We start from the raw sequence: 10,776 nt of genomic DNA, 5'->3' as shown, positions 1-10,776 counted from the left end.
GGGGTAATCGCGGGTTGGAGAAACTGCCGTACCGGCTTTTACCCATGTTCGATTGAGACTGCCCGTTGGATATTTGGGTGGCATTAGAAACATCGTAGTCACGGCCTTTGATCGTGAAAGTCGTGACTACGTCGCTGCTCAAAAGACTTCGCGACAACGCTCCAATCGAGCATCACAGCATTGATCGATGCGTCAGTGGGGTGGACTGCGGTCATTCGTGAATCACTCATGCTCGTCGTTGGTGTCATTCTCTCTGCTGTTGGACAGTAGTGCCTGTGGCGCCATCTCGGCCACTAAGCGGTGGGGCGCGACTAGGTGACCTGAGCGCAGTTTTGGGACGACCCTTGCGAAATCCCATCTCGATGCTTTGGGCGAGAAGCGGCTCGTCCTATCCGTTTGAACCGCCCCGGGTTTGCCGGAGGCTCCAACTCCTGAGAGGATGGAGCCATGACGAGCAAAACGACGAACAAGTTCTCACCCGAAGTTCGGGCCCGTGCGGTTCGGATGGTGCTGGACCATGCGAGCGAGCATCCGTTGCGCTGGGTGGCGGTGACGTCGATCGCGGCCAAGATCGGCTGCACGCCGCAGACGCTGCATGACTGGGTCAAGAAGGCGGAAGTCGACAGCGGGAAGCAGGCCTGTTTGAATCTCTTCGGGCGCCATTTACGGACAAAACTGCAAGCCTCCCGCCTGGCCTGTCCGCTGGCGATAGCGGTCTGCTCGAGGGGCGATTACGAGCCGTATCGCGCAGGTCTTGGTGGTGACCGCCAAGCTCTCCTGCAGCAGCGCCTGCAGCCGCTCTTCGCCCATCCGATTGCGCCAGTGGGTCATCGAGGAACGGTACAGCGGCAGCGGTGCGGAAGAAATCCTCGCCGCAATAATATTGGTAGTAAGGGTCTCCAGCCACGATTCGCACAACACCTCGTCGCTGACATTGTAGGAGTGCTTGAGGATCGCGAGTCCCGCCACTAGTCGCGTCGGCATCGGCGCGCCGCCCGGGATCGTCGTCGTAGACCGCGCCACATTAGTCTTCCAGAAATCGCCAGTCGATCGTCCGCGCGAGTTTCACTAGCGCGCGCTCCATGCCGATCACCTAATCGAGCCGCGACCGAAACAGATCCTGCTCGCCGCTCTCCCGCCGCCGCATCGAAATCCTTCCGCCAGATCCCTTTAGCGAAGGAAATCACAACTTCAGATTCGAGGGAATCGCCAACCTGAACTTGCAATAAAATCGCTGTTCAGACGGCGATTTCCCGGGAATAGAGCGGTTCATCTTACATCTTAGGCGCTTGGGAATATTTCACGGCCGACCAGCTACCCATCATTTCTTTTCGCGGCGATTGATTACGTTTCAGAACCCTCATAAGATTGGAACTCGGGAGCGCTAGCCGAGCGAGCGAAGGTGCCATGCGGCAGGCGAGGGGGACGTAGAATGATGCCTTTTAGTTAGGCTGGTCAACTTGACCGCCGTATGCGGGCCTTTGCCCGCCTTATCTAAGCAGGCCGGTCTGCACCATCGACTGCGTGTATCGGCATGTCACCACGAGCTGCAATCTGCATAGGAACAGGCGCAAGCTGGTTCAGCGGCTCACCTCCCGCCTTCCGATTTCGAAGCGGTGCTTTGGCATACGCTACAGCACATCCCTGATTGTTCACGACCCGCCCTTCGGCGGACGATCGTCCGCATGCACCAGGAGAACTGAAGTGAAAACCGCAGCCGCCGTGCTTGGAAGTCTGATTGCCGCCGTCATGATGTTGTCGTTCGCAGCGGTGCCGGCGTGGTCGCAATACGCGGAAAGAACCGTGCAGAAGATCGGTCCATTTACGATCGACAGTATCAACGAGAACGGCCGCTTCGATCGCTGCGCGGCAACTCTCAAGGGCAAGGTCGGCATGTTGCGGATCGCCCAGAATCTCGCCCAGAAATACAGCGTCAGCGTGCCGCCGACGCCGGGACTCAAAGGGCCGATCGCGATGACCATCAGTTTCGATTTCACCCGCAAGAAAAGCTATCCCGGCACTACCAACGGCATTCGCTCCTGGGCCGTGATCGACATGGCCGGATTTCAGTCGGCTCTGAAGATCAAGAACAACATCCTGATCTCCACCGGCCTGAAGAGCTTTGCATGGCCGATCGGAAACACCTCGATGGAGAGCGTGATGAACGGTCTCGACAGTTGCGTCGCTCGGGCTTCCGGTAATACCTGATTGTTTCGACCGATCGCGCAATTCCATCAAAGCCCTGCTCGCCGCGGCGCACGCCACACCATCAGTGAAGCTATGAAAATCATGCTGTTTCGCAATCTCGTTGGGGTCGCCTTCGCTGCGGCGCTGCCGTTCGTTGCCGCGTCGGTGCCGGCGCAGGCCCAACAATACACGCTGGGATGGATCGAGGTCGGCGGTTCATACGCCAGCAAGCCGTATAAGAGCAACCAGCCGTTCTGCGTGCTCAGCAATCCCAAGACCTGCGCCTGCAACAACAGTTGTGGCAAGAAAGTGCCGCTCAACAACGAGGTGGCCTGGTTCAGGGACGGCTGTCAAAAGCCGCCGACAACGATTCGCTGCGTCGCAGTCGGCGACAATACCCAGAACCGAAAATTGATCAGCGGTCAGCAAGTCACCTGGTCGAGCGTGGGCGCATGGAAGGTTCAGATCCAGACCGACAAGACCGGCCAATTCAATTCCTGTTTTGCCGATCTGACCGCGGCGCCGAGTTGGAAATTGCGGATTTCACAGAGCTACAAGGCCGGTCCGAACTACACCAGGGTGCTGACCGGCAAAGAAACCTACGTGTTCGACAAGAGCGGCGCGGCGCGCGCTGGCGGTGGCCAGCAGCCGGCCAGCTTCAGCATCGGCAATGGTCCGGTGCGCCAGGTGATGGCAACGATCGAACACGCCGGCGGCTCGCTGCGAACGCCATGGTCCGATGAACTTCTGAACGGCCCGGTCCTGCACTGGCAGGAGCGCGGCAAGAAGGTTGATTTCCAACTCGGAAACGTCCGCCGCGTGGTGCAAGATCTGGGAGCCTGCACGATGCAGAGCGGTGAGCACTGAGCCTGTCGGTCAGAGTTGGAGGAGCGATGCCGTCGTTGCGGCGAAGCACGCGCATCATAGCGCTCGTAGCGGCGTTGATCGGAGCGGCGCCGGGGGCGTTGCATGCCCAGAGCGCAATCGCGTGCCCGGAGCGGTTGCAGACACTTTCGGTGACGCTCGCGAAGCCTGAGCAGATCGCCGGCTTCACGCCGGTGATCGGCGGCGACACCTCGTCGCAAACCTGGCTGCAGGACGTCGCGGTGTTCGGCCGGACCGCCGGTCAGACCGTGCTCGTGCCGGGGACCCCCAAAGGAAAGAAACGTCTCGACTGGCGGTTCGACGGGCAGATCGAGGTCTGGATCGGTTGCGTGTACGAGGCCGGCGTCACGCTGCACCGGTCCGTCGGACGGCCGAAGAGCTGCACCGCGGCGATCCTGCGCAGCAAGGATCCAGGCGGCGGCAGCTGGGGCATGGATCTGGCATCCTTCAAATGCAACTGACAGCATCGATGAAATGCACAAACGGTTTCGCGGCACTAGCCGCGACCGTCGTTCTTGGCGGCCTGTCGGCCAAAGCGGACGAGGTCAACTGGCAGCCGGCAAGCGGCCGGCCGTGCGACGTCACCTGCGGCAAGGCCGGCCGCTCCGATCTCGTCCGGTCGTTTCCAGCCGAAGGGAAGCGGGCAGGGCGAGGCTTACTACGTCTGCGCGGCGAACAGCGAAGGCATGCGCCCCGGCTACAATCTCGCGCCGAACTGGAATAACGCCTGAATGGTACCTTGGGGCGGCAAGGAAATCCGCGTTACCACCTACATGTGCGACTGCAAGTATTCACCGGCGGTCGCGGCCGCCAGACCTGACCAGCCAGGAGCCGACCATGGCCCGCATGATCATCTGTTGCACCTCAGTGCTTGCAATCGGCATCCTCGGCGGCGCTGTGCCCGCGCAAGCGCAGGACGGCGGCGCGACGATCGCCTGTCCGCCGACGATCGAGCTGACATATACCGCGATCAAACGGCTGCCGTTCGAGGGCAAGGAATACGATCTGAACGGTATGCAGCCGAGCTTCGGGCCCACTATCGTCCGGCTGATCGATCCAGATGTCACACCGCTGGCGGACAACAAGAACGAGATGATGAGCGGCATGGCCGACAACGGCGAAGAGGCGAAGGCCGGCGAACCGTTGGTTTACACATTGTGGGGCGAGGGCCAGCCGGCCCCGGAGTCGCCGTCGGCGATCACCTGCCGCTACGAAGGCGGCTATGCGCTGCAGAAAGCACTGCCGGCCACCACCCGCGCCTGCACGCTGCGCTATCAGAGGGGCAAGTCGCCGGTGACCGACACACCACGCGCGAGCTCTACACCAGCGCGGTGTTTTCGTGCCGATGAAGCCCGTGTTACAGGCGTAGAGCTGCCAAGGAGGGCACCGAAATGAGAGCTATGACCGCAACGACGATGCTCGCGGCGTGCGCGGGCCTGTTCGCCCTTTCGGTGGCCGGTCCCGCCGTCGCGGCGCCACGTCCAGCCGATTGCACGCTGGTGGTGAACGGCAAGACCTATATCAGTGGGGTCTGCGACTTCGACGCCGACAAGGACGGCTCATTCCGGATCAGCGGCGGCGATTACTTCGCCTATGTCAACGTCACCGGGAAGAACCGGGCGGAAGCGAGCTGGAACGCGGATCCGGCATCGATCCACGCGCACGCTCCACTCGGCGAACTGACGCGCAAGGGCGCCTGCTGGGTCGGTCGCGGCGTCGAGATCTGTGCTCGCAATCTGTCGCCGGAAAAACTTGCCGCGGCGCAGGCAAGCCGTCCAGGCGGCGAGATGATCAATCCGGATTTGCCCGGCGCATCGTCGAGCTGTGTCGGCGCGCGCGACCAGCGCTGGGAGGCCGGCGTCGACCTGGTGCTGCGCAATTGCAAGCTGCCCGCCGACAAGGTTTTCATTCGCGCCGACGGCGCCTTGACGCTCGACCAGCATCCCGGCCTCTGCATCGACGCGCAGTCGGCGCCAAACGGAGGCGCCGCGAAACTGGTGCTCGAAGCTTGCGACCGCACGGCGGCGCGGTGGCAGTCGAAAGCCGCCTCCACCGATTCCGCGGCCATCCGCTCGGCCGAGGGGCTGTGCTGGAAGGTCGATGCGCCGAAGGACGAAAACGCGCCGTTTCCATTCGCGATGCTCGCTGCACCTTGCGACGCCGACCCGGCGCAAGACGCGAAGTTTATCTTCGCGAAGGAATGACACTGAAAGAAGGATGGCGGCAAACTCTCGGTCGATCCGTGTATCTATCGCCAGCGCAACCTGATCGAACGCTTGTTCTGCGAGCTCGAATACTTCCGGCGAATTGCCACGTACTTCTACAAGCTCGCGAGAAACTTCCTCGCTGATGTCCTGATGGTCTCTACGAGACTTTGACACAGAGCTTATAAGTCCACGACTCGAGCATGATGACGTATCGACGAATCGTCATCATGCTCAAACTACTTGTTTGAGTATGATCGTTTCCGAAAGCCGGAATTCACTTTGCGTGATCATGTTCTATAATTCAATCGACCCAAGGGGCTTGCCACGCCGATCGGCGCCGGGACCCCGCACCGATCCACACCGTGTATGCCAATCACGGTGACGGTGGATTAGCTTCCACCGTGCCGTGTCATCTCGGGTGGCGCGTCGCATCCGGGCTGCATACCATCGATGGCTTGGAGCGCTTGCTACTTGATGCCGAAATTCTGCATTGGCTGCGACGTCGTCTGTTGGAGGTCCAGCTGAAGTTGTTGCTGGTTGTTGGGCGACGGATGAGCGCCGATAGAATTGGAATTTTGCGACGGTGCCGAGAATTTAGTGCCCATGTGGATGATCGGCGGTTCTGGGACGACATTGCTCTGGGGCGTCCCGACGCCGCCCTGTTGTGGCGTGGATTTGAGTCCGGCGGCGATGCCGGAGACCGCCGGCACAAGGGAGAGCAGGGCAACGAAAGCGAGCAGGATGAGCTTGGCGGGCATCTGTTGGTCTTTCAATTGGAGACGGTCAGGAGTCCGGGTATGCGCCGAAACAAGCGATCGGGCGGTATCCGCCCGTCGTGTAGGTGATTATTCCGGCTCGACGAAGTTATCCGAGAAGATTCCAGTAATAGGCGTCCTCGCGGGGATCCGGCTTGTCTGGTGAGCAGTCCAAACCGTCGGGATTGATGTGCAGCCAGCAGTTCGCACCGACATTCTGGATCTGATAGCCCTTGCCGTCTCGATTGAAGGTCTTCCAGATCATGGTCTTGTCCGATGGATCGTTGGGCTGCGCGTAGCAGCCCATCTTGCCGTCGAACCAGCTGAGCATGCACATCGCCGTGGGATTGCGGAATTTGACCGGTTTACCGTCCTCAAATGTGCCGACGATTGTGAAGTCTATTTTCTTGTTGGGGAATTTCTTGTTTGGCTGGCAATCGACTCCCGATCCACCTTTGGCCGTAACGTAGCACTGCGCATTGGCGTGCATTATCTGGGTGGTTGCATCGGCGAAAGCCAGCGGCGCGACGGTTGTAAGGCACGCGAAGGCGCCGACGGCGAGAGCAATGCGAAGTTTCATCTGGTGGGTCCTCGTTTCGACGACAGTTTTCAGCGACTCCGAGCCTTCACGCAATCTTCTATCTTGACGAATATCTCGATCATGTCGGTTCGACTGATCGACCAAGCATAATGATGGCGACCAGCTCGACCACGATCGAACCTTTGGCGTTCATCAGGGCTTCGACGGCGTGGTTGTCGAGCACCGACTGGGCGCGCCGGCCGTTGGTCACCGCATTAAGTCCCTCGTTTTAGTCCCTGACGTACGCACTTTACGCAATTTCGTCGAGTCTCAGCAAGGCGTCCCGCGTGATAGGAAAGTGAGATCGGCTCTGCAATCTCCCTTGCGGGCAAGCGTCGACGGCGTCGAATTTCGGGGCAGGCTCGAGTCGCGCAGCGCACTTGCCGGGCACGTCCCGGCAAGTACGTTCAATACATATCGGCTTACTTGGCCTTGGTCCAGGTCGTGTTGTTGTCCCACTTGATGACCTTGCCGTCGAAGGTGGCCTTGATCGTATGGTCATCCGGGAAATTGACGGCCAGTTGGTTGCCGTCGCAGGTGCCGTAGGCGTTCGGGCGGGTGCCGTTGGCGACAACGACATTCACGGTCTTTCCGTCAGCGCCGACGACGATTGCGGTGTTGGTGCCGTAATATCCGCTCACGCCATTACAGCTTCCGGCCTTGGCGAGAGCCACGCCGGACGACAGGACGACGCCGAGTACGGTGCCGGCGACGATCGCAGCATTCCAAGAGAGCTTCATCGAGATTTCCTTTCGAGTTGTTGTGATGTTGTGTGCGGATATACGACGAACCCTTTCGACCAGCGGGGCCGAAAGAGAGTTGTCCGACGTCGATCCGACCGGGCAATCAGCAAGGGTGAACCGCGCCGCCCGATCAACCTAATTCGGGGGCGGGGGGACGGGAATGAGACGGTCGGCCAGTTTGGACTGTACGAAGATAGAGGGCCTCATCGGCGAGGCTGGCGACGGCCTCGCGGTAAGCGTCGGGAGCAGGCGACGGGCGTCGAGCGGCCCTCATCCGCCAGCCCCCAAGCGGGTCAATAATCGTCGGCCCCAACGATGTTCAAGCGGACCGCCAATCCCGCTGCTTCGGCTCGGTTCGAGGCTCCCAACTTCACCAGAATTGCGCTGACGTGATAGCGCGCGGTCGGCAGCGAGATGCCGAGCCGCTCGGCGATCTCGGAATTGGTGAAGCCCTTGACGAGTAGCGCCAGCACCTTCTTCTGCTGGCTGCCGAGGGTGATCTCGCTTTCCGCTGCCGCCGTTCGTGCCCGGGGTGCGCCCTTCTGCAGCAGGGGGTCGAGGACGATGCGGCCCGCCAAGACGTCGCGGATCGCGGTCTCGAGTTCGTTCACGGTGCAGGTCTTGAGCAGCAGCCCGCTCGCCCCCGCGTCGATCATCTGGGACACCGTGGTCGTATCCGCCTCGGTCGTGAGACCGAGAACCCGGGTGCCGGGGTGATAGGTCTGGCAGATCGCGCGGGTGGATGAAGTGCCTCCGATGCCGGCCATCTTCACGTCCATGATAACGATGTCTGGACGGTGCTTTGAGCACAAGTAGAGGGCTTCCTCTCCAGATTCCGCCTCCGCGACGACGGACAATCCGGAAATGGTGCCGAGCACGAGGCGCAGGCCGGCCCTTACGACCGGATGATCGTCGGCGATCAGCAGGCGGATCGAGGTCTCAGGCATCGTTTTGATTCCAGATGAGCGTGATCTGCGTCCCGTGGCCCGGACTCGACGTCGTCTCGAGAACGGCGCCGATCTTTCTTGCCCGCTCCGCCATGATCTGCAGGCCCATGCTGCCTTCGCGAAGGTGAGCGGTGTCGAATCCGTTGCCGTCGTCCTCGATCGTCAGGATTGCCTGACCTTCGAGCGCCTCGTAGAACAGCCGCACGGTCGAGGAGGAGGCGTGTTTCATGACGTTGTTCAGTCCTTCCTGTGCGATCCGAAAGAAGGCGATCTGAACGTCTTCGTCCAGGCGAGCGTCGCTGCCTACCGTCAAGCTGATTCCGAGAGCGTGGCGTTCCTCGAACCGCGCGACGAGGCCGCGAAGGAGCGTCCCGAGGACAGGGTCGATGAGATCCCGCGACCGGACGCGGCTCAGGAGGTCGCGCATCTCATCAAGTGCCGAACGGTTCAGCCGGGCGAGGTCGGTAAGCAGAGCCTCGGCCTTGGTCCTGTCACGCTTCCACTGCTCGGGCAGGGTTTCGGCAATCAGCACTGCAGAAAACAGGGTCTGGCTGACGGCGTCGTGGAGGTCGCTCGAAATCCGGCTGCGCTCCTCGAGCCGGGCATTGCGGTCGGCCAGGATCGTGACCTCCGCGGTGCGTTCCGTGACGCGGTCTTCCAGACCGTTCAGCAGATCGTTCTGCTTCTCGGCCATCTCGTTGAAGGATCGAGTCAGATAGCCGATCTCGTCGGGGAAGTGGATCGGCAGGCGCCGGGAGAGCGTCCCCTCGCGAAACCGTCCGACGCCGGCGAGCAGCGCGTCGAGCGGACGCACGAGGTTGGTCCGGAACAAAGCTTGAAACACCAGCAACGTTGCCGGCGAGGTGACCAGGATCAGCCAGGCGAGAGGGGTGTAGATCCCGTTCAGATAGGCGAGGTAGTCCAACCGAAAGTTCTCGATCAGGCCGGTCCCTGGCGGTCCGTGCAAGGGTTGTCCCCGCTGGAAGTGTACGAGCCGCGTCTCGCCGTTGGAGAATCCAGGGGTCACTCCCATGAGCATCGGCACCCGGTTGGGCATGAACAGATCGTTGAGCAGAATCCGCGGTAGCTCCTGATAGGAGAATTGGATCTCGCCCGATGGCCGCAAGATCATTTGGAACACGTAGTGATCGCCCGTCTCCCCGGCGCGGGACCAGCCTGACCATGTGACGACCACCTCCTCCGGAGAGGTGGACAGGTGAATTCCCTCCTCCGCGGACACGTTCGACGCCGGCTCGGCGAGATCGACCGCTAGTGGAAAGATCGCCGGTTGCGCGCCATTCCGGAACACCGTGTCGGGCCAGGTTGGGACGGAGTCGAATCCCACCATGCCGTCCTCGCGGATGAAGGCCTCGCGGTGGACTTTCGAAAAGAACGGAAAGTCGAACGGCAACTCGATTCGGAAGGCTCCGGGCTGGCGGACCTGTGCCTCGACCGGGACGAACGCATAGTCGACGCGAGAAACGTTGTAGCCGCCCTCGGCCGTGGGGCGGAAGACGTGGGTCTGATATCTGAGTCTGGAAGTGTCGCCCTTGTAGGCGCCGGAAAAGTCGAAGCCGATGATCCAGGCGACGCTGGTGAAGCCTCCCAGAACGAGAGCGAGCGCGGTGCTGCTCAGTTTGATCGAGAACGACCCTTCGGTCACGAAGTAGTTCAAATAGAGAAGAAGGAAACCGAGAAGCCCCGCGAGGTTCAGCAAGGCGGCGGCAACCTCCCGCGTCTCGACACCGATCAGGTGATAGGCCTGCAACAGGGTGACGATCACCAACAGCAAAGGCACGATGGCGAACAGCAGCACCGCGCGGGCGGCAGCGGCCGGATTGTTCGACCATTCGCGCTTCGGCGCGTCCGGTGGACAGCTTCGATCGCGATCCGTCGCAGCGCGAAGAGCCCGACGAAAAGCCAGTACGAACAGCCAACCCATCGCCGCGAAGGCGGGCAGATCCATGAACGCCGGCCGGTACTCGACATGCCCGAGGCCGAGTTCTTGGTAGCGATAGATCGCGAAGCCGACCTCGACGGCGACGAAGACAATGGACAGAGCCGTTACGATGCGGCGCTCGACCCGCTCGCGCGCGAACGGTTCTGGGAAGTGATGAGCGAATTGGACGAAGAGCACGATCGCGATGGACGACAGGACGCTGATCGGTGGTTCGACCCAGGCTTGGAGGTCCGTGCGCAGTATCGCCCGAAGGAAACTCAAGACGCTGTAGCTGCCATAAAAGCCAAAGCTGCTCGCCAGCAGGATGGTCGAACGTGGCGTCTCGGCGTGCGAATCTCGCCTGAGCTGCGTCTTGACGAGCAGGGCCGCGATCACCAGCACCAGGACCAGCTGGGTCAGATAGGTCAGCGAAATCGGATTCCAGAAGAAGATCGTCATGGTCTGGAATCCGTCACGGAGCCGCCTTGCGCCTGGAGTGGTCGAGAGCCGAAGATCCGGGAGGGCGCTGTTCG

Annotated in this window: 12 protein-coding genes and 2 pseudogenes; 7 read left to right on the top strand and 7 right to left on the bottom strand. The window is 61.2% G+C overall.

Going from position 1 to position 10,776, the window contains the following annotated elements; genetic code table 11:
* Nucleotides 1-447: 447 nt before the first annotated feature.
* Nucleotides 448-645, top strand: a pseudogene (locus tag RPB_RS24220) (transposase); the annotation flags it as partial.
* A gap of 18 nt (nucleotides 646-663) precedes the next feature.
* Here the strand turns inward: RPB_RS24220 and RPB_RS24650 are convergent.
* Entirely contained in the window at nucleotides 664-984 is a 321-nt protein-coding gene (locus RPB_RS24650) for a transposase (protein ID WP_041798281.1), read from the bottom strand.
* 720 nt (nucleotides 985-1,704) lie between these two features.
* Between RPB_RS24650 and RPB_RS15500 the strand changes: the two genes are divergently transcribed.
* The 6 genes and pseudogenes from RPB_RS15500 to RPB_RS24215 all read left to right on the top strand — a co-directional run.
* Nucleotides 1,705-2,208: a hypothetical protein gene (locus RPB_RS15500; protein ID WP_011441958.1), complete on the top strand. Its 504-nt coding sequence runs from the start codon at nucleotides 1,705-1,707 to the stop codon at nucleotides 2,206-2,208.
* Nucleotides 2,209-3,054, top strand: coding sequence for a hypothetical protein (locus RPB_RS15495; RefSeq protein WP_157038836.1), 846 nt, complete (start codon nucleotides 2,209-2,211; stop codon nucleotides 3,052-3,054).
* A gap of 26 nt (nucleotides 3,055-3,080) precedes the next feature.
* Entirely contained in the window at nucleotides 3,081-3,533 is a 453-nt protein-coding gene (locus tag RPB_RS15490) for an STY0301 family protein (RefSeq protein WP_011441956.1), read from the top strand.
* 376 nt (nucleotides 3,534-3,909) lie between these two features.
* Entirely contained in the window at nucleotides 3,910-4,467 is a 558-nt protein-coding gene (locus RPB_RS15485; protein ID WP_011441955.1) for a hypothetical protein, read from the top strand.
* 5 nt (nucleotides 4,468-4,472) lie between these two features.
* Complete coding sequence (locus RPB_RS15480; RefSeq protein ID WP_049824695.1) at nucleotides 4,473-5,276, top strand: hypothetical protein; 804 nt, start codon at nucleotides 4,473-4,475, stop codon at nucleotides 5,274-5,276.
* Nucleotides 5,277-5,312: 36 nt separating this feature from the next.
* Nucleotides 5,313-5,450, top strand: a pseudogene (locus RPB_RS24215) (IS5/IS1182 family transposase); the annotation flags it as partial.
* A 296-nt stretch (nucleotides 5,451-5,746) separates the two neighbouring features.
* On the opposite strand, the gene RPB_RS15470 reads toward RPB_RS24215, so the two are convergent.
* From RPB_RS15470 to RPB_RS15450, 6 genes are all read right to left on the bottom strand, one after another.
* The gene (locus RPB_RS15470) at nucleotides 5,747-6,037 is read right to left on the bottom strand and encodes a hypothetical protein (RefSeq protein WP_011441953.1); all 291 of its coding nucleotides are present in this window, start codon (nucleotides 6,035-6,037) and stop codon (nucleotides 5,747-5,749) included.
* A gap of 106 nt (nucleotides 6,038-6,143) precedes the next feature.
* Nucleotides 6,144-6,614 carry a hypothetical protein gene (locus RPB_RS24645; RefSeq protein WP_011441952.1) on the bottom strand — a complete coding sequence of 157 codons (471 nt, stop codon included), beginning with the start codon at nucleotides 6,612-6,614 and terminating at the stop codon, nucleotides 6,144-6,146.
* A 79-nt stretch (nucleotides 6,615-6,693) separates the two neighbouring features.
* Nucleotides 6,694-6,825, bottom strand: coding sequence for a hypothetical protein (locus RPB_RS25180; RefSeq protein ID WP_283804829.1), 132 nt, complete (start codon nucleotides 6,823-6,825; stop codon nucleotides 6,694-6,696).
* A gap of 211 nt (nucleotides 6,826-7,036) precedes the next feature.
* The gene (locus tag RPB_RS15460) at nucleotides 7,037-7,354 is read right to left on the bottom strand and encodes a hypothetical protein (protein WP_011441951.1); all 318 of its coding nucleotides are present in this window, start codon (nucleotides 7,352-7,354) and stop codon (nucleotides 7,037-7,039) included.
* A 296-nt stretch (nucleotides 7,355-7,650) separates the two neighbouring features.
* Nucleotides 7,651-8,304, bottom strand: coding sequence for a response regulator transcription factor (locus RPB_RS15455; protein ID WP_011441950.1), 654 nt, complete (start codon nucleotides 8,302-8,304; stop codon nucleotides 7,651-7,653).
* A complete protein-coding gene (locus RPB_RS15450; protein ID WP_011441949.1) occupies nucleotides 8,297-10,702 on the bottom strand; it encodes a HAMP domain-containing sensor histidine kinase in 2,406 nt (801 codons plus the stop codon). The genes RPB_RS15455 and RPB_RS15450 overlap by 8 nt, the downstream gene beginning before the upstream one ends.
* Nucleotides 10,703-10,776 lie beyond the last annotated feature (74 nt).

The organism is Rhodopseudomonas palustris HaA2 (assembly GCF_000013365.1).
GTDB classification, from domain to species: Bacteria; Pseudomonadota; Alphaproteobacteria; order Rhizobiales; family Xanthobacteraceae; genus Rhodopseudomonas; species Rhodopseudomonas palustris_J.
Note: the sequence above shows the minus strand (reverse complement) of the source record. Positions and strands in the feature narration are given on the sequence as shown.